This is a genomic window from Arthrobacter sp. D1-17 (genome assembly GCF_054130535.1).
Genome location: NZ_CP096382.1, coordinates 3,830,238 through 3,855,865 on the forward strand (window position 1 = coordinate 3,830,238; position 25,628 = coordinate 3,855,865).

Consider the following 25,628-nt stretch of genomic DNA (forward strand, 5'->3'; position numbering starts at 1 on the left):
GAGCAGCGGGAACTCACCATGAACGTACCCATTCTTCAGATGCGGGGGATCACCAAGACCTTCCCTGGCGTCAAGGCGCTTCAGGACGTCACCCTGGCCGTGAACCGCGGCGAGGTCCATGCCATCTGCGGCGAAAACGGGGCCGGCAAATCCACCCTGATGAAAGTGCTGTCGGGCGTGTACGCGCACAGCACCTTCGACGGCGACATCCTCTTTGAGAACGAACCCTGCGACTTCACATCCATCAGTGACAGCGAGAAGCGCGGGATCGTGATCATCCACCAGGAACTGGCCCTGAGCCCGTACCTTTCCGTCGCGGAGAACATCTTTCTCGGCAATGAACTGGCCTCCCGGGGCTGGGTGGACTGGCGCAAAACCAACCTTGAAGCGGCAAAGCTGCTTGCCCGCGTGGGCTTGGACGAAAACCCGGCCACGCCGGTCCAGCACATCAGCGTGGGCAAGCAGCAGCTCGTCGAAATCGCCAAGGCACTGTCCAAGGAGGTGAAACTGCTGATCCTGGACGAGCCCACCGCAGCGCTTAACGACGAGGACTCCGACCACCTGCTGAACCTCATCCTGCACCTGAAGGGCCAGGGCGTTACCAGCATCATCATCAGCCACAAACTGAACGAGATCCGCAAGGTCGCCGACGCCGTCACCATCATCCGGGATGGCAAATCCATCGAGACCCTGCGCCTGGACCAGGGCGAGATTACCCAGGAGCGGATCATCCGCGGCATGGTCGGCCGGGATCTGGACAGCCTCTACCCCGAGCGTGAACCGCAGATCGGCGAGGAAGTCCTCCGCATCGAAGACTGGACGGTCCAGCATCCGCAGGACCACACCCGCACCGTGGTGCACAACGCCAGCCTGAACGTCCGCAAGGGCGAAGTCGTCGGGCTCGCCGGGCTGATGGGTGCAGGTCGCACGGAACTGGCCATGAGCGTTTTCGGTCGCACTTACGGCCGGGCGGTCTCCGGAAAAGTGTTCAAATACGGCCAGGAAATCAACACGTCAACCGTTCCGGAGGCCATCCGCCATGGCATCGCCTACGCCACTGAGGACCGGAAGCACTACGGCCTGAATCTCATCGAGGACATCAAACGGAATATCTCCATGGCAGCCCTGCCCAAGATCGCCAAACGCGGCTGGGTGGATAAGAACCAGGAGACGACGGTGGCCAACAGCTACCGGAAGAGCATGAACATCAAGGCTCCCTCGGTCGCTTCCATCACGGGCAAACTATCGGGCGGCAACCAGCAAAAAGTAGTCCTGAGCAAGTGGATGTTCTCGGACCCCGACGTGCTGATCCTGGACGAACCCACCCGCGGTATCGACGTCGGTGCGAAGTACGAGATCTACACGATCATCGCCGAGCTCGCCGCGCAGGGTAAAGCCGTCATCGTGATCTCCTCCGAACTCCCCGAACTCCTGGGCATCTGCGACCGGATCTACACCCTGTCGGCCGGTCACGTCACGGGTGAAGTCCCCATCGCCGAAGCCTCCCAGGAAACCCTCATGCACTACATGACACAAGAGAAGGAATAACGGCCATGTCCGCCCTACGAGAATCCCTCGGCTTCCTGGCAAGCCGCCTCCGCCAGGTCGGCATCTTCGTCGCCCTGATACTGATTGTCCTGCTGTTCCAGGTCCTCACCGACGGCATCCTGCTACAGCCGCAGAACGTCACCAACCTCGTCGTTCAGAACAGCTACATCCTCATCCTCGCCATCGGCATGGTCATGGTGATCATCGCCGGGCACATCGACCTATCCGTCGGTTCCATCGCCGGCTTCATTGGTGCCGTCGCCGGTGTCATGATTGTCCACTGGGGCTGGGCCTGGTGGGCCGCTATCCCTGCGTGCCTGCTCGTCGGCGCGCTAGTGGGCGCCTGGCAGGGATATTGGATCGCGTACGTCGGCATCCCCGCGTTCATCGTCACCCTGGCCGGCATGCTCATTTTCCGCGGGCTGACCCTGATCACACTGAAGAACCAGCAGATCACCCCCTTCCCTGATGAACTCCGGGCCTTGGGCGGCGGCTTCCTCCCGGATATCTCGGGCGGCACGTCCGTGCTCGAGTGGCTGACCGTCATCCTTGGCGTTGGCGGCACCGCCGCCTTGCTTTTCCAAGCCATCAAGGAGCGCCGGATCCGGAGCAAGTTCAACCTGGAAAACGAACCCATGGCCTGGTTCGCCACGAAGACCGCATTCATTGCCCTGCTGATGCTGGCCATTACCTTCCTCCTCGCCAGCTACCGGGGCACCCCGATCGTGCTGCTCGTCCTCGCGGGACTGGTGATCGCATATTCCGCGCTGATGAACAACAGCATCTTCGGCCGGCACACCTACGCCATCGGCGGGAACCTGCACGCCGCTGAGCTCTCCGGCATCAAGACCAAGGCCGTCACGTTCCGGCTCTTCGTGAACATGGGCGTCCTCGCCGCCCTCGCAGGCCTGATCTTCACAGCCCGCCTCAACTCCGCCCAGCCCGCCGGCGGCACTGGCTTTGAACTCGACTCGATCGCCGCGGCCTTCATCGGCGGAGCAGCCGTCCAGGGCGGTATCGGCACGGTCGCCGGGGCCATGATCGGCGGCCTCATCATGGGCGTCCTGAACAACGGCATGTCCATCCTCGGCCTTGGAACCGACTACCAGCAGCTGATCAAGGGCCTGGTGCTCCTGCTCGCAGTCGGTTTCGACATCTTCAACAAGAACCGTGCCGGGGGTGGGTCCTCCGTCGGCAAGCGATTCAGGCTGAAGACCACCCCGCCCGCCACCGAAGAGACCAAGGCCACGGCCGAACCGGTCCCGGGGGTCGGTACGGGCGCTCGCGAATCGAGCAACGCCTAGTAAGTACGACGACGGTCCCGCACCTTTGCGTAAAGGTGCGGGACCGTCGTCGTACTGTAAGCGAGGAACTACCGGGGCTCCGGCCGCACCCGGTTGGAGCCGCCGTCGAGCCCCGTACCACCAGCTTGGGATTGAGGACCGAAGCTGCCGCCGAGTGGCCGTGGGCCATGTGGGACAGCAGCATGCGGATGCAGCGCTCATCGAGTTCCCTGAAGCCCTGGTTCGCAGTGGTCAGGGGCGGGACGAAGTACGCGGCCTCCGGCTGGTCGTCAAAGCCAGCAACGCTGATCTCCTCGGAACACGCAGGCCGGCCTCGCTGTAGGCGCGCAGCGCCCCCAGTGCCATCTGGTCATTCGCCGCGAACACGGCTGTGACGGCGTCTGATGACGCGAGCTGTGCGGGCGATGGAGGCGTGGTCAAGATCCACCAGGTGCTGTACGGCCAGGACAGCACCGGCGACGCTCGCGGGTCCGCACAGTAACGTTCAGGTGCGCGTTCAGCGCGCGGGACACCGCCTGGTGGGACACGCCCGCGAGGCTAGCCACGTCCTCCATGACAGGAGGACGCGGCATGACAGGAGGACGCGGCGTGGGAGTGGCTGTCACCGGGTCGAACTGGTCACGTGGCGAAAATGCTCCAGGACGCCTCGTGGGTGGCGCCCGGCTCCAGCCGGATCAGGTCCACGCCGCTGTTGAAGGCATCGGGCGGGCAGGTCATGGGCTCCACGGCGAGGCCCAGCCTGTTGAGTGCGGGGGGCAGCTTGTCCGCTGTGTGGATCTGGAGCCACTGGCAGGTACGGTCCCACGACATTCCGACGCCGGTTCCGCCCGGGTCCCGGACCAGCACACGTGCCTGCCCGGAGCGGTCGGAGGCGTAGCCGTCGCTACCGGCGCCGTCGGCTCCAACGCCGGCGGACGCGGCCCCGCCGAAGGGGACTCCGCCGAACGCTATGTCGGTGAACGCGTGGTCGATTTCGCTGGCGCCGATGGCGCGGGGCACGCGGAAGTCGAACTCGTGGCCTGCCACGGGTCGGGGGTCCTTCGGCAGCAGCCTGTCCGCAGTAACCTCCAGGAAGGAATCCGCGGGGATTTCCAGGGTCCAGTCATCGAGGGGTGATGGACCCGCTACGAGGTAGGGGTGGGGGCAGACTCCGTAGGGCGCCGCGCTGCGGCCGAGGTTCGCCGCCGTGACCCTGCTGTGCAGGCCGTCGTCCGACAGCCGGTAGTCGACGTCGATGCGCAGTGCGTGAGGGTAGCCCGCCGTAGGGTCCGGCGTGCAGGAGAGCCGTACCGAGGACCCGTCGTGCGACTCCAGGGTCCAGTCGAGGGGAAACACCAGTCCGTGGAGGGCGCAGCCGCGTTCAGGCTCGTTAATGGGAACGACATACTCTGTCCCGTCGAACATGTAGCTGCCGTCCGCGATCCGGTTTGGCCAGGGCGCGGCGATGATGCCCCTGAAATCAGGGATTGGCCCGCCTTCCGGGAACGGAACAATGAGGTCCCGATCCCGGTGGCGCAGCTCCCGCAGTGCGCCTGCCTGCGCCGTTACAACGGCGGCGTATTCCCCCGAGCGGATGCTGTATTCAGTCACAGCCCGCCGGCCAGCTTGTAGTAGGCGGCGTTCCAGGCCAGTTCCTTCTTGAACTGCCTGATCGTGGTGCCTTCATCGATGCTCAGAAGCTCCGTCCGGGCGATCTCGGCGAAGTCTTCGAACACGTCCATACCCACCTGGGTGGACAGGACGGTGTGGTGCGCCGCGCCCGCCGTGAGCCAGGCCGCAGCGGAGGTGGCGAAGTCGGGCTTCGGGGACCACAGCGCCCGGGCCACCGGAAGGTTTGGCAGCGGCTCGTCAAGGTCGACGACGTCCACGGCGTTCGCGACGAGGCGGAAGCGGTCGCGCATGTCGGACAGGGCGACGACGACGCCGGGCCCGGCGTCGGTGTCGAAGACCATGCGGACCGGGTCTTCCTTGCCGCCGATGCCCAGCGGGTGGATTTCAACGCGCGGTTTGGCTGCCGTCAGGGAGGGGCAGACCTCGAGCATGTGTGCGCCGAGGATCTTCTCCTGGCCGGGTGCCAGGTGGTATGTGTAGTCCTCCATCAGGGAAGCGCCGCCGGGAAGCCCCGCGCCCATGACCTTGGCAGCACGGACCAGGATGGCGGTTTTCCAGTCGCCCTCCGCGCCGAAGCCGTAGCCGTCGGCCATGAGCCGCTGGACGGCCATGCCCGGCAGCTGACGCAGTTCACCAAGGTCCTCGAACGAGGTGGTGAAGGCGGCGGAGCCATTGGCTTCAAGGAAGCTGCGCAGTCCGAGCTCAATGCGGGCGCTGTAGCGGAGGGATTCGTGGCGGGCTCCGCCGGAGCGCAGCTCCGGCGCCACGTCGTAAAGCCGCTCGTACTCGGAAATGAGGGCGTCGACACCGGACTCCGCGGCGCCGTGCACGGCGTCGGCGAGCTCGTTCACGGACCAGGTGTTGACCGAGACGCCGAAGCGCAGCTCCGCCTCGGTCTTGTCACCTTCAGTAACGGCAACGTTGCGCATGTTGTCCCCGAAGCGGGTCAGCTTCAGGGTCCGGACGGCGGCCCACCCGGCGGAGGCGCGCTGCCAGACCCCGACTTGGCGGGCAACCTCGGGGTTGGAGACGTGCCCGACGACGGTTTTGCGCGGCACCCCGAGCCGGGACTGGATGTAGCCGAACTCGCGGTCGCCGTGCGCGGCCTGGTTCAGGTTCATGAAGTCGAAGTCGATGTCCGCCCAGGGCAGTTCCACGTTGGCCTGGGTGTGCAGATGCAGCAGGGGCTTGCGGAGCAGGTCCAGGCCCTGGATCCACATCTTGGCCGGGGAGAACGTGTGCATCCACGCCGTCACGCCGATCACCGCGTCATCCGAGTTCGCCTCCAGCGCCGTGCGGCGGATCGCCTCCGAGTCCGTCAGCACGGGCTTCCAGACCAACCGGACCGGGACGTCCGAAGACTCGTTCAGGGCCGCGGCGATCTCCTGGGACTGGGCGGCAACCTGCTTCAGCACGTCCTCGCCGTATAGGTGCTGGCTGCCGGTGAGGAACCAGACCTCGTAGTGCTCGAGGGAGGTGTTGTTGGCGCTGGACATTGGGGCTCCTTTGAAAGTCTCGTGGGTGTGCACGGCAGCGTGGGCTGGTTACCGGGCACAGCGGCGGTGTTGCTGGGAAGGTGTTGCTACAGGCAGGGGGCCGGATTAGCGCCCGTAGACGTTCTGGTAGCGGTCGTAGAGCGATTCGATCTGGCCGGGGTCGATGGGCAGCGGTTCGCCGAGCTGCCGGGAGACGTGGACGGTGCGGGCAACTTCCTCGCACATCACGGCGGCCTTGACGGCGGAGCGGGCATCCTTGCCGATGGTGAACGGCCCGTGATTCTGCATCAGGACCGCGGGGGAATTTGATCCCCGCAGGGTCTCCACGATGCCCCGGCCGATCGAGTCGTCGCCGATCAGCGCGAACGGGCCCACCGGGATGGGTCCGCCGAATTCATCGCCCATCATGGTCAGAACGCACGGTATTTCTTCGCCGCGCGCGGCCCAGGCGGTGGCATAGGTGGAGTGGGTGTGGACCACGCCGCCGACGTCGGGCATGTTTCGGTAAACGTAGGCGTGGGCAGCAGTATCCGAGGACGGCGAGAGGTCCGGATTGTCCCAGGCGGCCGGGACTCCATCGGTGTCGGCGCTCAGGCTGCTGACCGGGGTGCCGTAGAGGTCGGTGACCACCATGAGCTCGGGAACCAGGTCGTCATAGGAGACGCCGGAAGGCTTGATGACCATGAGGTCGTAGCCGGGGATCCGGCCGGACACGTTCCCGGCCGTCCAGACCACCAGTTCGTACCGGGTCAGCTCCGCGTGGAGCTCACAGACTTCGCGGCGGACACGGGCAATGATTTCCAGCAACCCGCTCATGCTGACACCGCCCCGGCGAGTGTGGACTCGGCCTGCAGCGCCTGGCCCGGCATCACCTTGGACTTCATCGACTGGGCCTGCAGCGACTGGGCCTCCAACTGCTTGGCGGCGTTGCGCTGGATGGCCTTGAGCCGGTGCATGACGTCGTTGGTTCCCCGGCCGAAGTAGTCGTGCAGGGTGCGGTATTCGCGGAACAGTTCCTCGTAGGCTTCGACGTTCTCAGGGATGGGCGTGTAGATGGCGCCGGGTGCCGCCCCCATCGCCTCCGACGCGGTACGCACGTCCGTATATCGTCCGGCGGCCACAGCCGCGTGGATAGCGGACCCCAGGGCCGGGCCCTGGGCCGAGCCGATCGTGGAGAGCTGGAGGCCGGTCACGTCGGCATAGATCTGCATGAGGAGCCTGTTCTTAAGCAGGCCGCCAGCGACGATGAACTCCTTGACCGGAACACCTGAATTCCGGAAGGCATCGACGATGGTCCGGGTGCCAAATGCCGTGGCCTCGAGCAGTGCGCGGTAGATGTCCTCCGGGCGGGTCGCGAGGGTTTGGCCGACAACCACACCGGAAAGCTCGTGGTCCACGAGCACGGAGCGGTTGCCGGAGTGCCAGTCGAGGGCGATCAGGCCGTGCTGGCCGATCGCCTGCCCCGAGGCCAAATCGGTGAGGTATTCGTGGATGCCCTGCCCCGCCGCGGCGGCGGCCTGGTGGTATTCCGGCGGAACCCCGTACTTAGTGAACCAGCCAAAGATGTCGCCCACCCCGGACTGCCCGGCCTCATAGCCCCAGAGCCCCTCGACAATGCCACCATCCACCACACCGCACATGCCCGGAACTTCACGCAGTGCGTCGCCGTTCATGACGTGGCAGGTGGAGGTGCCCATGATCGCCACCAGCTGGCCGGGCTCCACAGCCTTGGCCGCGGGGGCCGTGACATGCGCGTCCACGTTGCCCACGGCCACGGCGATTCCCTCCGGCAGCCCGGTCCAGGCTGCTGCCTCGGCCGTCAGATAGCCGGCCGCGTCGCCAAGGCGTCCGATGGCGTGCGCCAGTTTAGCGCTAACAAAGTTTCTGAACTCCGGGTTGAGGGCAGCAAGGAAGTCATCGGACGGGTAACGCCCATCCTGATAGATGCCCTTGTAGCCGGCAGTGCAGGCGTTGCGGACGTAGTTGCCGCAGAGCTGCCAGACGATCCAGTCGGCGGCCTCCACCCAGTGGTCCATTTCCGCATACGCCTCCGGATCCTCTTCCAGCAGCTGCAGCCCCTTGGCAAACTCCCACTCGGACGAGATCAGCCCGCCGTAGCGCGGCAGCCAGGATTCGCCGAGTTCGGCGGCGAGGGCGTTGATGCGGTCTGCCTGACCCTGCGCAGCGTGGTGGCGCCACAGCTTCACGTAGGCGTGCGGGCGGTTTGCGAAGCCCGGCACCTCGTTCAGCGGGGTGCCGTCAGCTTTGGCCGGCACCATGGTGCAGGCGGTGAAGTCTGTGGCTATACCGACGACGGCTGCCGGGTCGATGCCTGCGTCGGCCACGGCGGCGGGAACAGCGTGCCGGAGCACGTCGCGGTAGTCATTCGGCACCTGCAGCGCCCATTCGCCGGGAAGGCGGGCAGCTGTTCCGTCTGCCACGCCGGCCACATCCTCCGGGAGCGCTTCAGTGACCACCGCATGCGGGTAGTCGAACACACCGCTGCCGAGTTCCTTGCCGTCGCGGACCCGCACAACCACGGCCCGGCCGGAGAGGGTGCCATAGTCCACCCCGATGACATAGTTTTCGCTGCCGCCTGCTGTGACGTCCATGAATCCTCCAAGTAACCGCCCGACCACTTTGCGGGCTGAGACTATTGTGAGCGCTAACAAGACGAGCCGTCAAGTGCCCTGCACAAGCAGCCGGGAGAAACGGACCGGGTTGCGGGATCGCCTGCGCGCTCAGGCGGGTGGTGCAGTGCTTCGCCGCACCACGAGTTCCGGCTCGACCACAGTGGTGCTTACGCTCTCGGCGTTCCCGATGGCCCTGAGCATGAGATCCATGCAGCGCCGTCCCAGCTCCTCGAAGTCCTGGCGTACCGTGGTGAGCGGCGGCGTAAAGTAGCCCGACTCCGGCTGGTCATCGAAACCCACGACGGAAACATCCTCAGGCACGCGGACACCCGCCTCGCTGAAGGCCCGCAGCAAACCTAGGGACATCTGGTCATTGCCCACGAACAGCGCAGTAGCGTTCCTGTCCCTGGCGAACCTGCGGCCAATCTCGTAGCCGCTGCCCGCACTCCAGTCCCCCTCGACCACGAGGCTGTCGTCCAGTCCCGCCGCGCGCAGGGCCTCGCTCCAGCCCTCGGCACGCGCCACTGCATCAATCCAGTCCTGCGGACCGGCAATGTGTCCGATCATGCGGTGGCCCTGCTCAATGAGATGCCCGACGGCGATCTCGGCCCCGCGCTTCTGGTCCACCATCGCGCCGCTTACCGCCTCGCTGCCCAGGGAACCCACGGCCACCACGGGAACGCCGGGTTTCAGTTCAGCCAGGGCAAGCAGGGTTTCGGAGTGCGGCACGATCACCACGATGCCGTCGACGGACTGGTCCATGAAATGCCGGACCGCATCGGATATAGCCTCACGGCTCACGGTCCTCAATGCCGCAATGCTGACGAAATACCCCGCATCCCTGGCGGCCTGCTCGACTCCGAGCAGGGTGTTTGCCGGGCCGTACTGGGCAAGCTCACTGCCGAGAACGCCAATGGTCTGGGACCGCCGGGTGACAAGGCTGCGGGCGGCAGTATTGCGGCGGTACCCCAGCTCGGCGATGGCCGCCTCCACCCTCTCCCGGGTGGACTTGCTCACGTTGGGATGGTTGTTGATCACGCGGGACACAGTCTGGTGGGAGACTCCGGCGCGGCCGGCCACATCCTCAAGCCGCGGCATCCGCGCGTTGCTCTTTGTCATGGGGTTATTCTGCTTGACCCGGCGCGCCAGCACGAATGACGCGGCGGGTCAGGCACCCGTCCGCCCAGCAAAAAGTCCCCGGATCCCTGTTGCCAGGAAGCCGGGGACTGTCCACTCTTCGCTAAAAGAGTGGGCCCTGTGGGGCTCGAACCCACGACCCACGGATTAAAAGTCCGATGCTCTACCAACTGAGCTAAAGGCCCAAACCGACTATGCAGCGGGCGTAGGCAACATGCGATGTCACCGTGCACGACGCGCGTCAGTTCCAGTCCATTTCTGGACCCTAATACTGTACCGCAGTCCGGGGCGCGTCATTGACGGAAGCGCTGACCGCCGTCGTGCGATTCCCATCTGCACCCAATAGTGAGGCCCGGAGGCCTGGAACTGGATGCTCGATTACCGTACGTCACAGGAGTAGCGTGGGGACCATGAGCGACGAAGCAGGAACCGGCGGTCCGGGCGGGGCGGAACGGCACCACAAGCCCAAGCCTTTTGCGCCCATCGATTTTGAGCCCTTTGCCGGCGGGGCGGACCCGGCCCGGGTTTCCGAGGCAGCCCATCTGGCCGCGCAGGCCCTGGTGCGCCACGGCCGCGACAGCGACGATCCTGTCGTTACCAGGCGGCTGGTCAAGCTTGCCGACGAACAGGGACTGGAGGCTATCGCCGAGATGTGGGCCGAGAGCCCCGCGCGCTCCCTGCCGGGTGCCCTGTGGCGGCTGTATGCCCTGCGTGCGGCGACAGTCCAGGACCCCGAGCGCATCTCCGTCTATTTCAAGGCGGGTAAGGACACCGCACAGGTTTCCAACGTTGTGGCCGGAGCGGCCGAACCGCCTGGGGCGGACGAAATGAAGACCATGGCGGACGCTATCTTGTCCGGCGCGTTCGACGGAGATTTCGACGTCGCGCTGGAACGGTCCGCGGCATTCTGCAGGGTTGTGGCCCTCGGGCAGGCAACCATAGCCGACGGCGCAGACCACAGCAATGAAGGCCACGCGCGCAAGCTGACACGCAACTCTCACCTGCTGGTGAAGACCGCCGAAGACCTCGAACATGCCGCCAACGCATGGCGGTTGGGCGAACTCGACTGACCCATCGGGGCGGATCTGTCAATGTTGACTTGGTCCGGCCGACGTAGAACACTAAAACTGGTGCCGAGCCGCGAAACCCCCGGGCTTCAACATTTAGCCGCCTAGAGCGGCCTACCGCCGAGAGGCGTATCCGGTTCGGCACCATTTTCATGCCCGGATACTGCTCCCGGTAATGTACTGACTAGCAGCGGGCGGAGCGTCACGTCACGTGGTCCGCTGTTCCCCGTCCTGACGATCCTCCGGAGACCGGTACTCATGAAGCTGCGCCTTTTTCCCCAGGAGCCCGCGGGGCTGAACCTCCTGTCGCAGCAGGCCCATCAGATCGTCCTGGCGAGCGGTACCCTGGCGGAGCTCCTGGGCGCCCCGTCCTCCGAACATGACCGGCTCGTGGAGGACATGCACAACCACGAAGCCAGGTCGGGCGAACTGCAGTTCGCCCTGCTGACGCACATGCGGACCAGTTTTGTGAACCCTCTTCCCCGCGAGGACATGTACGGGATGTCCCTCTGCCTCAACGCGGCCATGGAGAAACTGGACGGCGCCGCCGAGCTTGTTGCCCTCTACAAGCTGGATCGGCTGCCGAAGCGCGCAGCCGACCAGCTGGAGATCATCACCCGCCAGGCCGAGCTCACGGCGGATGCCATGCGCCGGCTGAACAACCTGGATGACCTTGAGGACTACTGGATTGAGATCCTCCGCCTGGCCAAGCGGGCTGAACGGACGCACCGGGTCTGGGTCGCAGACATGCTCAAGGACATGAAGGCCACGCAGTACGCCCGGAACAGGGACGTCGCCAACCAGCTGGTGGATGTCACGAAGGACATGCGGCGTGTTGCCACCCAGGTGGGCAGCATCATCGTCAAGGAATCATGAGGTGACGCCGTTCATCTTCCCGCTGGTGGTGGCACTCGCCGCCGCGTTTGCCTTCATCAACGGTTTCCGGGACGTCTCCAACTCCGTTGCACTGGCCGTCCGGACCCGGGCACTGACTCCCACCATTGCGGTACTGCTGGCGGCGGTCTTCAACTTCATCGGCGCCCTCCTGAGTTCCGGTTTCGCTGTCGCCGTCAGCCAAAACTGGGTCACCCTCCCCCAAGGCGACAGCGGGCTGAATATCCTCGTTGCCGGTCTGGCCAGCGCCTGCATCTGGGGGCTGCTCCTGTGGTGGCGCGGCGTTCCGTCCTCGTCCACGCACGCTCTGGTGGGCGGCCTGGCCGGGGCCGGAACGGCCAGTGTTCTGGTGAGCGGCAATGCGGTGGGAGGTGTGGACCAGTCACTCCTGTTCCAGGTGGTGCTGCCCCTGGCCCTGTCCCCGGTCATAGCCTTTGCCGGGGCCTACCTTCTCGTGTATCCCGTGACCTGGGCTGCCCGCTACGCGCAGCCAAACGTCATCAACCGGCGATTCCGGGCAGCACAGTCCATCACGGCGGGGGCCGTCGCCTTCGGCCATGGGCTGCAGGACGGCCAGCGCATCGGTGCAGTTCTGCTTTTGGCGGTCCTGGCTGCGGGATACAGCGACGGCGGCTCTGTCCCCCTGTGGGTCGCGATGCTCTCCGCCGTCATGATCACAGTGGGAACCCTGTTCGGGGGCTGGCGCATCTCCCACACGATGGGGCACAGGCTCATCCGGATTGACCCGCTCCGCGGTGTGGTGGCCCAGTCCGTCAGCGCGGCCCTGCTCTTCATTGGTGCCATCGGCCTCCACTGGCCCATGTCCACCACCCACACAGTGACCTCCGGGGTGCTGGGCGCCGGGGAAAACCAGCCGGTCCCCGGGACGCACCGCAGGGTCGTGGCGCGGATCCTGTCGCTGTGGCTCCTGACCCCTGTGATTACCGCCGCGGGCGCCTTCGTGCTGGCCTTGGCCCTCTCCCCCCTGGCCGGAACATAAGCCCGGTTAAACAGGCATCGGCTGCTACACAGCCGCCCTTTTGAGCGTTCTATGAGGGCACTGCGGAGCAGCCGATGGTTGACTGGGGCCCCGGCCTGAGCTTGCGAAGGCTGAGAGCCGCCGGTGGGGACTATCCGAAGCGGCCGGAGACGTAGTCTTCCGTGGCCTTCTGCCCCGGGTTGTTGAAGATGGTGCTGGTCTCGGCGTACTCAATGAGCTTGCCCGGCTTGCCGGTGCCGGCGATGTTGAAGAACGCCGTCTTGTCCGAAACGCGGGCGGCCTGCTGCATGTTGTGGGTCACGATCACCACGGTGTACTGGTCCTTGAGCTCGTTGATAAGGTCCTCAACAGCCAGGGTGGAGATCGGGTCCAGCGCGGAGCAGGGCTCGTCCATAAGGATCACCTGGGGTTCCACGGCAATCGCGCGCGCGATGCACAGGCGCTGCTGCTGGCCGCCGGACAGGCCGGAACCGGGCTTGTCCAGCCGGTCCTTGACTTCGTTCCACAGATTGGCGCCCTGCAGGGAGCGTTCCACTAGGGCATCGGCTTCGCCCTTGGATATCTTCTGGTTGTTCAGCTTCACGCCCGCCAGCACGTTGTCGCGGATGGACATCGTGGGGAACGGGTTGGGCCGCTGGAACACCATGCCGATCTGGGAGCGCACGGTCACGGGGTCCACGCCGGGGCCGTAGAGGTTGTCACCGTCAAGCAGCACCTCGCCCTCGACGCGGGCGCCCGGCAGAACCTCATGCATTCGGTTCAGGGTGCGGAGGAAGGTCGACTTGCCGCAGCCGGAGGGGCCAATGAACGCCGTGACGGACTTGGCCTCGATGTTGATGCTGACGTCCTCGACGGCCAGGAAATTGCCGTAGTACACGTTCAGGTCTTTGACGTCGATGCGCTTGGACATGAGGTTCCCTAACTTGCTCGTATAAGTTGAAGTCTAGATCCCGGGTGTCCGATGCGGAACGGCCGGGAAGTGATGATGGCCCTTTGCGGCCTTGAAGAGAATGCCGGTTAGCGGCCGGCCCTCGGAGCAAAGACCCTGGCGATCAGGCGGGCTCCGAGGTTGAGCAGCATCACGAGGATGATGAGCACCAATGCCGCGCCCCAGGCCCGCTGCGAGGATGCATCGGGGCTGGACGGCGACGTGGGGTTCAGGATCTGCGTGTAGATGAACGTAGGCAGCGAGGCCATCCAGCCGCTGAACACATTGCTGTTGATGCTTGTGGCAAAGCCGGCGGTGACCAGGATGGGCGCCGTCTCGCCGATGACGCGGGCGATTGCGAGTGTAACGCCGGACGCGATGCCGGAGATCGCCGTCGGAATAACCACCTTGAGGATGGTGCGCCACTTGCGGACGCCCAAGGCGTAGGCCGCTTCGCGCAGCTCGTTGGGCACGATCTTTAGCATTTCCTCGCTGGAGCGCACGACCACCGGGATCATCAGTACGGACAGCGCAACGGCGGCGACGGCACCGGTTTTGGTGCCCGGACCCACAATGGCGAAGAAGAAGGCGGCGGCGAAGAGGCCGGCCACGATGGACGGGATGCCGGTCATGACGTCCACGAAGAAGGTGATGGCTCGGGCCAGGGGACGGTCATTTCCGTACTCCACCAGGTAGATGGCGGTAAGCAGGCCAACCGGTACGGAGATCAGGGTGGCCAGCAGGGTGATCTGTACCGTGCCGAGGAGCGCGTGGTAGATGCCGCCCACAACCGGCCCCTCCCCTTCGGCTGCCCTGTTGTCAAAGACGCCGGTGACACCATTCATGGAGGTGCTCAGGAATCCCGGCGTGAGGAGGCCCGGAATGCCGTTGGCCATGACCGTCCAGATCACGGAGATGAGCGGCAGCAGCGCCACGAGGAAAGATCCCACCACAAGGCAGGTGGCCAGTTTGTCCTTGGCCTTGCGGGAGCCTTCGACGGCGGCGCTCCAGCCGACCAGGCCGGCGGCGAAGAGGATCGCGGAGACGATTCCCCAGCCAAACGCATTGAAGCCGATCAGGGCCAGCAGAGCGGCGCCGAGGACGAGCGCGACGCCCAGCACGACATACGGGGCGTACTTAGGCAACTGGCCTTTGGTCAGGGCGGACCGCTTGCGGACCGGGGTGAGGGTGGAGGTCATTTAGTTGGCTCCCGAGAATTCTTTGTGCCGGCTGATGATCCACCGTGCAACCATGTTGACGGCGAGCGTGATCACGAACAGGATGAGGCCGGCTGCGATGAGGGTGCTGACCTTCAGACCGCTTGCTTCAGGGAAGTTAAGGGCGATTTCAGCAGCGATGGTCTGGTTGCCGGACTGGATCAGGCTGGCGGTCAGGGCTCCCGAGGAGAGCACCAGCGCAACGGCCATGGTTTCGCCGAGGGCCCGGCCGAGACCGAGCATGACGGCGCTGATGATGCCCGGCCGGGCGAAGGGCAGGACCGACATCTTGATCATTTCCCAGCGTGTGGCGCCCAGGGCAAGGGCCGCCTCTTCGTGCAGTTTGGGGGTCTGCAGGAAGATCTCGCGGGACAGGGAGGTGATGATCGGCAGCACCATGACGGACAGGACGATTCCGGCGGTCAGGATGGTTTTGCCGGTGGCTGACGCCGGTCCCTGGAAGATGGGCAGCCAGCCCATGTTGGCTGCGAGCCAGCCGTAGGCGGGCGAAATCTGCGGGGCGAGAAAAGCGGCACCCCAGGCGCCGTATATAACCGAGGGGATGGCTGCCAGCAGGTCGATCACGTAACCGAGGCCGGATGCGAGGCCGCGGGGGGCGTAGTGGGAGATGAAGAGCGCAACTCCGATGGCTACGGGCGTGGCGATCGCGAGTGCGATAACTGCGGCGATCAGGGTACCGATGACGATCGGCCAGATGTAGGCGAAGAATCCCTCGCCGCCCTGAATGTCCTCGGCCGGGGCGGAGAATGCCGGGAGTGCCTGGATGACGAGGAAGAGCGCCACGCCAAACAGCACGGCAAGGATCAGGCACCCTGCTGCCAGGGCGGCTCCGGAGAAGACTTTGTCCCCGGCGCGGCCTGCGCTTTGGGAGCTGGTCAGGGAGGTGGCGGTCATACCGGCCCTTCGGTGTTGGTGTTGCGGCGTACGGAATCAGGAGAAGTGCGTTTACACAGCTAAATTCCCCGCCCGGCTTGATGGCTGGGCGGGGAACTTCAGCGTTCAGTTCTACGTTACGACTTGACCTTGATGGATTCGATGGCCTTGGTGGCCTTTTCGGTCAGCGCGGCAGACAGCGGAGCCGACTTTGCGGACTCGGCAGCGGCCTTCTGGCCTTCTTCAGAGACGACGTACTTCTCGAAAGCCTTGACGAGGTCAGCGGTCTCCTGCTTGTCGTAAGCGGAGCAGACGACGTGGTAGGACACCAGGACGACAGGGTAGGCACCGGACTCCGTGGTGGTGCGGTCCAGGTCGATAGCGGTGTCGTTCTCCGCGCGGCCTTCGACAGGCTTTCCGGCGTCGACGGCCTTGGCGGCAGCCTCAGGGGAAATCGCGACGAACTCGGAGCCGACCTTGATCTTGGCCTTGCCAAGAGTGCCTCCGACGGCGGAATCGTCAGCGTACGTCACGGCACCCGGGGTGTCCGTAACGGTCTTGACGACGCCGGACGTTCCCTTGGCGTTCTCGCCCTTCAGGGAGGCGGGCCAAACGCCGTCGGCCTTGTCTTTCCAGACCTCGGGGGCGGCGGCCGCGAGGTACTCGGTGAAGTTGTCGGTGGTGCCGGAGTCATCGGAACGGCTGACCGGGGTGACCTTCAGATCCGGGAGCGTGGCGTCCGGGTTCAGGGCAGCAATGGCCGGGTCATTCCACTTGGCGATCTCCCCGCGGAAGATCTTGGCAGCGGTCGGGGCGTCAAGGTTCAATTCCTTGACATCAGGAAGGTTGAACGCTATGGCGATCGGCGAAATGTAGACGGGGACATCAATGGCGCCTTCAGGGCCGCAGACCTTCTTGGACGAAGCCAGTTCCTCGTCCTTCAGGTAGGCATCCGAGCCGGCGAACTGTGCCGAACCGTCGAGGAGCGCCTTGCGCCCGGCACCGGAACCGTCCGGGGAGTACTGCACGGTGACGCCCTGGTTTGCGGACGCGAAATTGGTCTTCCACACATCCATGGCTGCGCCCTGCGCGGAGGAACCGATGCCCGTGAGGGTCCCGGTGACCTGGGCACCGGTGGCGGCACCTCCGGTCCCTCCGGGAGTGTTGGTGGCATTGTCGGAACCACAAGCGGTGAGCGCGAGAGAGCCAGCGGCGATGACAGCGATAGCCGCATGGCGGCCGAAGCGGAGTGCCTTCACTAGGTGTTACCCCTTCCAGGGTTTTCTGATGCGTTCCGAACCGGAGACGTTCGGACTGGAGTGCGTACGTTCTGTACCTTCATCGAACTTAAGGATCTCAGGTAACGAGTATTGGGGTTCAAGGTAAACGGAGGATTAACGACGGCGGGATATTGGCTTACAGATGCCCGGTCCCCATTGCGCCGGACGCGCCGCAGTCGTAGTGCAGCATACTTATGGCACGATGTGCCGTATGGAGAGCCCTGGGAACCTGGCCGCCCACCGTCTGGCGGGCAGACCGCCGTCGGATGCCGACGTCGATCTGTACCGCAGGCTGAGTGCCGACATCGCGGCCGGGGTAGCGGTGGTGTCCACTTCCCTGCGCAACCGCGACTACGCAGCGACCGTCACCGGGTTCCTGTCCGTTTCCTACGATCCACCCACGATGCTGGTTAGTCTCTACGCTGAATCACGGATCGGCGAGGCTGTGGAGGAGGCAGGCGTCTGGGCGCTGAGCCTGCTCTCGGGCAGGCATCAGGGTTCGGCCAACTGGCTGGCCAGCCCGGGGACGCCACTGCAGGGACTGCTGGCACAGGTCCCGTTCAGGAGGGGCCCAGTCACCGGCTCGGCCATCCTCGACGGCGCCCTCGCCTATTTCGAGCTGCGCACCGTGTCGGTTCATCAGGCCGCCACCCACCTGCTCATCGTCGGTGAAGTTCTTTCCATGGGCAGCGATGCTCCGCCGGGCGAGGCGCCAGACCCTCTGATCCATTTCGGTTCCCGCTATCACCATCTGGCGCCGTAACGGCATCACCGCAGACAATGAATACGAAACGAGGAGTGCATCATGGTTCCTGAGATCAACATCTGGGCAGTTCTGGTTGCGACGTTGTCCACGATGATCGTGGGGTCGGTCTGGTACACGCCCAAGGTCTTCGGCAACTACTGGAAGCGCGTGGCCAAGGTCTCGCCAAGCGGCGAGGCGAAGGATGCAGTCAAGCCCATCCTGATCACGCTCGCAGTCAGCTTCGTCAGCGCCTTGGTCCTGGCCGGATCCGTGGCCATCGCCCAGGACTTTTACGGCGGCAGCTTCCTCGCTAATTCCGTGATTACGGCCGTCATCCTCTGGGCAGGCTTCACGGCGGCGCGCTTCATCACCCACGATGCTTTTGAGGCCCGCCCCGCTGGACTCACGGCGCTGAACTGTGCCCACGAACTCGTGACCTACCTGGTGATGGCACTGGTCATCGGACTGTTCGGCATCTGAGCGCGAACAGACACTTAAGCCCCCGCTCACCGGAGGTTTGAAGCGCGAACGGGCAGTTAAGGCCCTCAGATTTCCCAGTGTGAGGGCCTTATCTGCCCGTTCGCGCTGGCTGGAGGGGCCTCAAGTGTCCGTTCGCGCTAGCGGCGGGGGCGCGGGCGGAGGCGGGCCACAAGCGTTGAGGCGAGGAGCGCCGTCGTAATTTCCAAAGCAATGACCGCAAGCAATGCGGCAGCAGCGGACCCCTCCGGTTCTCCCGCCATAGCCGTCGCGGCCGCCGGACCTGACCCTGCATGGTGATGGGCTGAGCCGGCCGGGGCGAGCAGCAGGAAAGCGTGGAGCACCGCCATCGCGACCCCCGAAGCCATGATCCGGCGCAGGGCGGAGACACTGCTGTGGCGCCAAACGTGGACTGCACACGGCAGGCAGACCGCCGCCATCGCCAGCATCAGCGCGCTGAGCCACGGGCCATGCTCGCTGCCGGCGGCGAGCCACACGTGGGCCAGGCAGGACGCGGCGGTCACCGCAGCACAGGCCCGGGAGTGGAGCGGAGTGCCGGTCGTCCGGCTGCCCGCTCCCCCGGCGCGTCCCCAAGCAACGCGGCCGGCCGGCGCTGCACTCGCAGCTGCTGCCCTGGCAACTCCTGCTGTGGTAACGGCTGCTGGAGCAACTGCTGCCGTGGCCACGGTCGGCGGAGTCATGCCGGGAACCCCAGCAGCGGAAGCCGCTCAGCCATGGCAGTGGTCGGCGGACGGTTGGCAGTGGCTGGAGGCCTGAGCGGACGCGGGGACGTCGAGGACAGGGCTGCGGTCGAAGAACCCTTCGGGGCGGAGCTTGAAGCCCACGGTGTCCACGGGCATGATGGGCCAGTCCTCGACGCGGGGGAAGTGGGTGAGCCCGAAGGTGTGCCACACGACGATGTCCTGGCCGTCGATGTCCCGGTCCTGTGCCATGTAGGCGGGCAGGCCTGCACCGCCGGCGTGCTGGTTTACGAAGTCGCCGGTGGGGTAGCGCTCGTCTTCGGCATACCGGGTGACCCAGAGGTCCTTGGTCGCGAACGCGGCCCGGCGCGCGATCGACGATTCGGGGTCGGCCAGCAGCGTGGGCTGGCCCTCGGAATGGAGCTTGTAGCCCACCGGCTCGCCCAGCCGGTTGCGGGATTCGGGGTTGGAGATGATCCAGGTCCGGCCGCTGCGGGGATTGCCCTCGCGGGCCGCCGCGGACTCCCGTGCCAGCACAGTGCGCCGGCGGGAGAAGGCGTTGCCGCGGGGGTTGCCCTCCCCCATGGGCTGGCGGACCACGTCCTCTTCCTCCACCCTGTTCGTGAAGCCGTCAACTGCCATGTCCAGACGGGCGCTGAAGATGTGCTGGTGGAACGGTGCCCCGAGTCCGGGGGCGAGCTGGGAGATGTTGTCCGAGCCGCCTTCAGGGAAGGCGGAGGTGAACACGACGCCGGTGGCCTTGGCCTCGAATTCGATGGTGCCGTCGAGGTAGAGGTACCAGTAGAAGCCGTAGTCGTAGTTGCCGATGGTGGTGAAGAAGGAGATCACCAGGCGGCGGTTGCGGCGGGTGTAGTTGATGCCGGACCAGAGGTCGGAGTGTTTGGCCAGGATGCCCCAGTCCTCCTCGTGCATGCAGATGCCGTTGCGGATCTCCCGGGGGTTGCCGAAGGCATCGGAAATGACCGGGCTGAGGTAGGTGATGTCGCCCAGGCAGTCGCAGCCCAGTTCAAGGGAGTTGGCGTACTGGCCGACGAGGTATTCGCCAGTGTCGAAGTAGTTCTGCCAGGACCGGATGGGGGAAGGGTCGCCGTACGGGACCACCATCTCGGCGATGGAGGCCCTGTTGATGATGGGCCGCAGCCGGTCCCCGTCCCGGAATCCGATGTTGTGCAGCACCACGCCCTCGCGGACGTCGAAGCCAACGTCCAGGCTCCACTTCTCCCATTCCACGTGGTTGCCGCCGGTGACGGTGAAGCTGGGGCCTTCGGGCTGGGTGATCGAGATGGGCTTCTGGGTGGTGCGCAGCGGGCCGGTGAGTTCGGGGTCGGTGTAGTTGCCGTGTTCGGCCGGAACCGGGAAGATCCCCGTGTCGATCACCTGGGTGACTTCCTTGTTGACCACGTCCACGTAGGCCACCAGCCCGTCCACCGGGTGGGCCCAGGCGCTGTCTTCAGGAAAATCCTGCACGAAAGCCAGGCCACGAAGAATCCTGCGGCCCCGTTCCTCCGGGTATTCGAAGACACCAGCAGACAACGGAGCAACACGCACCTTGGCGACGTCCAGGTCGCGAACCGCCAAGGCCTTCAGCCACCGCTCATCCGCGGCCAAAAGCTCCTCCACGACCTCGAATTCCTCCTCGAGGACCGGCAGTTCGCCGGCAACTGCAGTGTCGAGCTCGACGGCGGAGACAACAGAGCCGCTGGTGACGGAAACTGTGACGTCGTGCGGCCGGGCACCGGAAATGTCGTGAATGAAGACCCGGAAGCGGCGGTCCTCCGCATCTCTGCCGCCTCCTCGGGCAGGATCGAGCAGGCCCAGGTATGCGATGCGCTTCTCCGCGCCGAGGAGCCCTTCGGAGCGAAGAATGCCCTGCACTTCGGTGATTTCTGCGGCCGCGGCCAGCCTGAAAGGGGTGGCTACATCTGTGAGTGAGGGCGTCATGGCGTCCTTCGGTCCGGGACCCTGACGGGTCGGATTTTTATTTTCTATAGTTGTAGAGAATAAGCCTCCGTAAGATAAGTCACAAGAGTTTTACGCAAAAAAAATTTACGGGGAGCAGCCGGGTGCCAAAGATTGTCGATCACGATGAGCGTCGGCTGGAACTGGTCGGAGCGACCTGGCGGATCATTGCGCGGCTGGGAATCGAGAGTGCAACCATGCGTGAGATCGCCACGGAAGCCGGCTTCGCCAACGGGGCCCTCAAGCCCTACTTCCCCACCAAGGACACCCTGCTGACTTTCGCCTTCAGCCACGTCTTCAACAGGACGAATGAACGCATCGCAGAGGTCACCGCCGGAAAGTCCGGCATAGCCGCCCTGCGGGCTTTCTGCCTGGAGGTACTGCCGCTGGATGAGGAGCGGGTCAGCGAAGCGCGGATTGTCATCCCCTTCTGGCAAAAGGCCATCAACGATCCCGAAAAGGCCGCCATTCACCAGGAATCCATGGAGCAGTGGCAGGCAGCCATCGTCCGCCACCTCGGCGAGGCAAGGAAGAGCGGCGACGTGAGCGCCGCGACAGACGACGGGGTCGTCGCCGGGCACCTGCTTAACATGCTGCTCGGGGCCCAGATAACGGCAGCACTCGCCCCCGGGAGCCAGGACGACCTCAGGCTGGGGGACCAACTCGAGTCGTTCCTGGGCCTGCTGGCCAAGTAGCCCGCCCGGGATTTTTCTTTTTTCGCCACCTGTTGAAAAAAGGCTGCATCCGGCGCTACCCTGAAATAACTGTGCTTCAGGACACAGTCGTCGTGGAGAAACACCCATCAGATGGCCGCCGTCGTCAGGAACACCTATGCGAACAGCCACAGCCCGGCCCGCCAGTCAGGAACTGACGGCCAGCATTGCCACTTCGTTCGACCACTGGAAGCATCTGGTTGCAGAATCCTTCGTTCCGCTCGCTGCCCGAACAGTTGACGCGGATGGTTTCCGCGGGCAGATGCGCTCGCGCGTGCTGGACCGAATGTGCATTGTTGAAGTTTCCGCGACCTCCCACGAGGTTCACCGGACCCCTACATTGATTGCCCAGGCCGGCGAGCGTTACTTCAAGCTCAACCTCCAACTGGAGGGGACGGGCCTCCTGGTCCAGGACAACCGCGAGGCACTGCTCCGTCCCGGCGATCTGGCCATCTACGACACCAGCCGCCCTTACACCCTGGCCTTCGAGGGAGCAGCGCGGATGATAGTGATGATGTTCCCGTGTGATGCCCTGTCACTGCCCGCCGACTACGTCGGCCAGCTCGCGGCCGTCCGTATGGGAACCGCAGGCCTCAGTGGCCTGGTGGGGCAGTTCATCCGGCAGCTCTCCGAAAACCTCGAGGTTCTGGGCGGCGCCAGCGGGTCACGGCTGGCCGTCAACGCCCTGGACCTGGTGTCCACGATGCTGCACGCGGAAATGGACATCACCCCGGACCGCATGAAGCCGCAGGCCCTCCTGGCGGTTGCCGTTCGTGAATATATTGAGGCCAACCTGGCCGACCCCCTGCTGTCACCGGCCAGCATTGCCGCAGCCCATTTCATTTCCACACGCCACCTGCACAATGTCTTCCACGAGTCCGGCACAACCGTCGCCAGCTGGATCAGGAGCCAGCGCCTTGAGGGCGCACGCCGCGAACTGCGGGATCCCCTGCATGCCGGCAAGTCGGTGAGCGCCGTGGCTGCACGCTGGGGTTTCCTCGACGCCGCGCACTTCAGCCGAACGTTCCGCGATGCCTTCGGCCTTTCACCCAGCGACTGGCGCCGCGGGGCGTGACAGCAGCTGCTGGAGTCCCGGCTCGTGTTCTGCTGCATCTCGAGGGCTGGCGTTGCATTACCGCCGGCATTGGCTGCCTTGCCCGGGCCGAACAGCACGCCGGCCTCTTGGAAATGGACACGGCCTCACGGGTGGAGGGCACGTTCGCGCCTTCTCTGACGGCGAGAAGGCCGTTGCGTACGAGGGGGCGGCAGCACGCACGGCGTTTTTGGCCACGTTTCCCGAACAGGCAACCACCACGCTCTGGCCGACGAATAGGCTCCGGCGGCTCTTCAGTATCTCCTGGGTGAAGATCACTGTTCCGCAGCGGTGGCCTCGGGAAGCAGGCCGCGCCGCTTGAGCAGCGGCTCGAGGGCACTGTCGCGGACCGCGGAAGCCGGACCCGCGAACCACGTCGCAGCCCATCCAACCAATTGTGACTGTCGGCCGCGCAGGGGGCGGGCGCTCGATAGTATTCCGTAATGTGATACTGGCATATCAAGATATGGAACTACTGCATATGCCTGTGCGGCGCAAGGAGGCTCTCCCGTGACGCTCGTCTGCCTGCTCCTTTCCGGTGCAGCGCTCTTGATCAACGGTCTCGCAGCCCTGAATGTGGTCCCCAGCCGGGATGCCGCCGTGTTCAGCCTCGCGATCGGCAGCGCACAGCTGGTCCTTGGCGTGACCTATGTGGCTGGAACTGACGGCGCCGGCGACACCGGAACGCAGGTCCTGCTCAGCGGGGCCGGGATGTTCCTCTTCGGGATGACCTACCTCTATGTGGGCCTGGATTTCCTGCTCGGACTGGGCTCCAAGGGCCTCGGCTGGTTCTGCGGCATGGTGGCCGCGTTCGGGCCGCTGCTCGCCGCGGCCTGGCTTCGTGATGATCCGCTGCTGGCGGTCCTCTGGCTGTGCTGGTCCGTACTGTGGGCCCTGCTCTTCACGTCCCTGGCCCTGGGGGCGCACCGCATCAAGCCCTTCACAGGCTGGGCGCTTGTGCTCACGAGCCAGGCAACGGCCACCGTCCCGGCATTTCTAGGAATCACCGGGCTCTGGCCCTACCGGGCGGATGCCGCGGCGCTGGCAGCGGCTGTTCTGGCCATTCTTTTCCTGGCGGCAGGCGTGTTGGCCCGGCGCGGATCATCCGACCCGCACCGGGCCAACAATGGGGCACTCCCTTCCGCGCCCCTCGCTTCCCCACCCAGGGAGGCTGCGCGTTAGTAGATGCGCACCATGCCGGCGGCCCGCCGGGCGATCAGCACTTCCACAACCACACCGACGATGAAGACCGCGGGGACGGCCACCAGCAGGACGCCAGCGGTCTCGGCACTGCCGCCGATCAGCGAGGTGAAGTTGCTGACCACGAGGAAGAGGATCCATGCCAGCAGCAGGGCCGCGAGCGCCGGCGCTACCAGGGTCTGCCACAGCTGGCCGTCGTTGCCCCGACGGCGGAAGTAGCCGACGACGGCGATGGAGCAGAGGATATACAGCACCAGCAGGGCTGCCACAGCCAGGCCGCTGAACCAGGAGAACAGGCTCAGGACCGGATCCGCGCCCAGGACGGCGAACGGGGCAACCAGTACGACGGCGGTAACTGTCTGGATCCAGGCCGCTACAGCCGGGGCACGGTGCCGGTTGGTCCGGGCCACCACGGCGGGCATGGAGCCGCGCAGCGCCAGCGAGTGAAGGTAGCGGTTGATCCCGTTGTGGAAGGCGATGATGCCGGCCAGCAGTGATGTGACCAGCAGGACGCCGGTGACGGTGCCCGCCCAAGGCCCAAAAAGCTCCACCATGGGGCCCAGGACAAACGTGGTGGCGTCCCCCGATTCAAGGGCGGCGCCGGCTGCATCCATGACCTGGGTAGGGCCGTAGTAGCTGACCAGCATCCAGGAGATGAAGGAGAAGAAGACGGCAATGACGCCCACAGAGAGGTAGGTTGCCCGCGCCACGGTGCGGTGCGCGTCTTTGGCTTCGGCCGAATAGATTGCGGTGGATTCGAAGCCGAACATGGAGGCAACGGCGAACATGATGGCCACGCCTGGTGCGCCGGCGGCGATGGCTCCGGGCGAGAAGGAGGCCGCGAGGCTGAGGCCTTCCGGCCCGCCGCCGCGGAGCAGCACTGTGAAGCCAAACAACAGAAGTATCGCAACTTCGAGTCCAACCAGGAACGCGAGGACCCTGGCTCCCAGTTCGATGTTCATTGAGCCCAGCACCTGCACTCCGGCCATGGTGACCAGGGCCAGCAGCCACCAGGGCACGTCCAGGCCTAAGGAAGAGGCCAGAAGGCCCGCGAATACGGCGCCGTACAGCCCGTACATTGCAGCCTGGACCGTGTTGTAGGCCAGGAGCGCCAGCCAGGCGGCACCGGCGCCGGTCTTCCTGCCGAATGCTGCTGTCACGTAGGCATAGAAGGCGCCGTTGCCCTGTACCTTCCGGCTCATGGCCACAAACCCCACCGCGAAAATCACGATGACGATGCCCACGATGAGGTACGCGCCCGGAGCGCCGGCACCGTTGCCGAGCGCTGCTGCAAGGGGTGAAGCACCTACGATGCCTGTCAGGGGCGCCTGGGCGGACAGGACAAAGAAGAGAATGCCCAGCACACCGATGCTCCCGGCGCGGAGAGCGGTGGAATGCTCCGTCGCCGGGGCTGCATCGGTGGTCCGGGACTCGGAATTCGAAATACTCATTGGATCCCTCTTAACGGTCATGAGTGTGCTGGTGAATGCTCCGGGGCGGGACCTGCTGATCTGTCGACTGCCCGCCCGGGCGTTGCGGCTTCGGGCTGCACGAGTGAGGTGCGCCATGAATTCCAGAATGACATCGGGGTCCCGCCCGGGCCTTGTCGTGCAGCGACCAGTTGTTGTTCCTAAGCGCAGTCGCATGTGGGACTGGCCGTTTTCTCCGGGGAACGCAAAAAAATCCGGGCCTGTCCGCCGCTCCGCACCT

23 protein-coding genes, 1 tRNA gene and 2 pseudogenes are annotated in these 25,628 nt (G+C 65.2%); 10 read left to right on the plus strand and 16 right to left on the minus strand.

The features are described 5' to 3' along the window. The first annotated feature begins 18 nt into the window (after window positions 1–18). Window positions 19–1,548 (plus strand): multiple monosaccharide ABC transporter ATP-binding protein, encoded by a 1,530-nt coding sequence (gene mmsA / locus M1E01_RS17695; protein ID WP_457972827.1) that lies wholly within the window; start codon window positions 19–21, stop codon window positions 1,546–1,548. A gap of 5 nt (window positions 1,549–1,553) precedes the next feature. After that, window positions 1,554–2,852: a multiple monosaccharide ABC transporter permease gene (gene mmsB, locus M1E01_RS17700; RefSeq protein ID WP_457972828.1), complete on the plus strand. Its 1,299-nt coding sequence runs from the start codon at window positions 1,554–1,556 to the stop codon at window positions 2,850–2,852. On the opposite strand, the pseudogene M1E01_RS17705 reads toward mmsB, so the two are convergent. The 8 genes and pseudogenes from M1E01_RS17705 to M1E01_RS17740 form a co-directional block, all read right to left on the minus strand. Next, window positions 2,752–3,197, minus strand: a pseudogene (locus M1E01_RS17705) (substrate-binding domain-containing protein). The gene mmsB and the pseudogene M1E01_RS17705 sit on opposite strands and share 101 nt — an antisense overlap. 71 nt (window positions 3,198–3,268) lie before the next feature. After that, the gene (locus M1E01_RS17710; protein WP_457972829.1) at window positions 3,269–3,424 is read right to left on the minus strand and encodes a LacI family DNA-binding transcriptional regulator; all 156 of its coding nucleotides are present in this window, start codon (window positions 3,422–3,424) and stop codon (window positions 3,269–3,271) included. Between the two features lie 46 nt (window positions 3,425–3,470). Next, complete coding sequence (locus M1E01_RS17715) at window positions 3,471–4,442, minus strand: aldose 1-epimerase family protein (RefSeq protein ID WP_457972830.1); 972 nt, start codon at window positions 4,440–4,442, stop codon at window positions 3,471–3,473. Next, a complete protein-coding gene (araA, locus tag M1E01_RS17720) occupies window positions 4,439–5,959 on the minus strand; it encodes an L-arabinose isomerase (RefSeq protein ID WP_457972831.1) in 1,521 nt (506 codons plus the stop codon). Before araA ends, M1E01_RS17715 begins: the two co-directional genes overlap by 4 nt. Window positions 5,960–6,064: 105 nt before the next feature. Continuing rightward, the gene (locus M1E01_RS17725) at window positions 6,065–6,775 is read right to left on the minus strand and encodes an L-ribulose-5-phosphate 4-epimerase (RefSeq protein WP_457972832.1); all 711 of its coding nucleotides are present in this window, start codon (window positions 6,773–6,775) and stop codon (window positions 6,065–6,067) included. Further along, complete coding sequence (gene araB, locus M1E01_RS17730; protein ID WP_457972833.1) at window positions 6,772–8,571, minus strand: ribulokinase; 1,800 nt, start codon at window positions 8,569–8,571, stop codon at window positions 6,772–6,774. The genes M1E01_RS17725 and araB overlap by 4 nt, the downstream gene beginning before the upstream one ends. Before the next feature lie 129 nt (window positions 8,572–8,700). Beyond that, window positions 8,701–9,711: a LacI family DNA-binding transcriptional regulator gene (locus M1E01_RS17735; RefSeq protein ID WP_457972834.1), complete on the minus strand. Its 1,011-nt coding sequence runs from the start codon at window positions 9,709–9,711 to the stop codon at window positions 8,701–8,703. Window positions 9,712–9,841: 130 nt separating this feature from the next. Next, window positions 9,842–9,914: transfer RNA gene (locus tag M1E01_RS17740), tRNA-Lys, on the minus strand. A 225-nt stretch (window positions 9,915–10,139) separates the two neighbouring features. Between M1E01_RS17740 and M1E01_RS17745 the strand changes: the two genes are divergently transcribed. The 3 genes from M1E01_RS17745 to M1E01_RS17755 all read left to right on the plus strand — a co-directional run bounded on the left by M1E01_RS17745 (window position 10,140) and on the right by M1E01_RS17755 (window position 12,690). Continuing rightward, window positions 10,140–10,799: a hypothetical protein gene (locus tag M1E01_RS17745; RefSeq protein ID WP_457972835.1), complete on the plus strand. Its 660-nt coding sequence runs from the start codon at window positions 10,140–10,142 to the stop codon at window positions 10,797–10,799. 255 nt (window positions 10,800–11,054) lie between these two features. Next, on the plus strand, window positions 11,055–11,672 hold the full coding sequence (locus M1E01_RS17750) for a DUF47 domain-containing protein (RefSeq protein ID WP_457972836.1): 618 nt from the start codon (window positions 11,055–11,057) through the stop codon (window positions 11,670–11,672). A gap of 1 nt (window position 11,673) precedes the next feature. After that, complete coding sequence (locus M1E01_RS17755; RefSeq protein WP_457972837.1) at window positions 11,674–12,690, plus strand: anion permease; 1,017 nt, start codon at window positions 11,674–11,676, stop codon at window positions 12,688–12,690. A gap of 130 nt (window positions 12,691–12,820) precedes the next feature. Here the strand turns inward: M1E01_RS17755 and pstB are convergent, their stop codons facing one another. From pstB to pstS, 4 genes are all read right to left on the minus strand, one after another. Further along, window positions 12,821–13,600, minus strand: a complete 780-nt coding sequence (gene pstB / locus M1E01_RS17760) for a phosphate ABC transporter ATP-binding protein PstB (RefSeq protein WP_457972838.1) — start codon at window positions 13,598–13,600, stop codon at window positions 12,821–12,823. A gap of 107 nt (window positions 13,601–13,707) precedes the next feature. Beyond that, window positions 13,708–14,817, minus strand: coding sequence for a phosphate ABC transporter permease PstA (pstA, locus tag M1E01_RS17765; RefSeq protein WP_457972839.1), 1,110 nt, complete (start codon window positions 14,815–14,817; stop codon window positions 13,708–13,710). Then, on the minus strand, window positions 14,818–15,750 hold the full coding sequence (gene pstC / locus M1E01_RS17770) for a phosphate ABC transporter permease subunit PstC (RefSeq protein ID WP_457972840.1): 933 nt from the start codon (window positions 15,748–15,750) through the stop codon (window positions 14,818–14,820). It abuts the gene before it with no gap. Window positions 15,751–15,866: 116 nt separating this feature from the next. Continuing rightward, entirely contained in the window at window positions 15,867–16,988 is a 1,122-nt protein-coding gene (gene pstS, locus M1E01_RS17775; protein ID WP_309109137.1) for a phosphate ABC transporter substrate-binding protein PstS, read from the minus strand. Window positions 16,989–17,220: 232 nt separating this feature from the next. Between pstS and M1E01_RS17780 the strand changes: the two genes are divergently transcribed. Both M1E01_RS17780 and M1E01_RS17785 read left to right on the plus strand, forming a co-directional pair. After that, the gene (locus M1E01_RS17780) at window positions 17,221–17,772 is read left to right on the plus strand and encodes a flavin reductase family protein (RefSeq protein WP_309109136.1); all 552 of its coding nucleotides are present in this window, start codon (window positions 17,221–17,223) and stop codon (window positions 17,770–17,772) included. 42 nt (window positions 17,773–17,814) lie between these two features. Further along, window positions 17,815–18,234: a DUF1761 domain-containing protein gene (locus tag M1E01_RS17785; protein ID WP_309109135.1), complete on the plus strand. Its 420-nt coding sequence runs from the start codon at window positions 17,815–17,817 to the stop codon at window positions 18,232–18,234. A gap of 137 nt (window positions 18,235–18,371) precedes the next feature. Here M1E01_RS17785 and M1E01_RS17790 read toward each other — a convergent pair whose 3' ends face one another. After that, window positions 18,372–18,932: a hypothetical protein gene (locus M1E01_RS17790; RefSeq protein ID WP_457972841.1), complete on the minus strand. Its 561-nt coding sequence runs from the start codon at window positions 18,930–18,932 to the stop codon at window positions 18,372–18,374. 27 nt (window positions 18,933–18,959) lie between these two features. Further along, window positions 18,960–20,894, minus strand: coding sequence for a primary-amine oxidase (locus M1E01_RS17795; RefSeq protein ID WP_457972842.1), 1,935 nt, complete (start codon window positions 20,892–20,894; stop codon window positions 18,960–18,962). Between the two features lie 122 nt (window positions 20,895–21,016). Here M1E01_RS17795 and M1E01_RS17800 point away from each other — a divergent pair, with 122 nt between their 5' ends. Both M1E01_RS17800 and M1E01_RS17805 read left to right on the plus strand, forming a co-directional pair. Then, complete coding sequence (locus M1E01_RS17800) at window positions 21,017–21,607, plus strand: TetR/AcrR family transcriptional regulator (protein WP_457972843.1); 591 nt, start codon at window positions 21,017–21,019, stop codon at window positions 21,605–21,607. A 136-nt stretch (window positions 21,608–21,743) separates the two neighbouring features. After that, a complete protein-coding gene (locus M1E01_RS17805; protein ID WP_457972844.1) occupies window positions 21,744–22,700 on the plus strand; it encodes an AraC-like ligand-binding domain-containing protein in 957 nt (318 codons plus the stop codon). On the opposite strand, the pseudogene M1E01_RS17810 reads toward M1E01_RS17805, so the two are convergent. After that, window positions 22,685–23,030: pseudogene (locus M1E01_RS17810) on the minus strand (hypothetical protein); the annotation flags it as partial. The gene M1E01_RS17805 and the pseudogene M1E01_RS17810 overlap by 16 nt on opposite strands. 198 nt (window positions 23,031–23,228) lie before the next feature. On the opposite strand from M1E01_RS17810, the gene M1E01_RS17815 reads away from it, so the two are divergent. After that, on the plus strand, window positions 23,229–23,900 hold the full coding sequence (locus M1E01_RS17815) for an AmiS/UreI family transporter (protein WP_457972845.1): 672 nt from the start codon (window positions 23,229–23,231) through the stop codon (window positions 23,898–23,900). Here the strand turns inward: M1E01_RS17815 and M1E01_RS17820 are convergent. After that, entirely contained in the window at window positions 23,897–25,369 is a 1,473-nt protein-coding gene (locus M1E01_RS17820) for an APC family permease (RefSeq protein ID WP_457972846.1), read from the minus strand. The genes M1E01_RS17815 and M1E01_RS17820 overlap by 4 nt on opposite strands. Window positions 25,370–25,628: the final 259 nt, after the last annotated feature.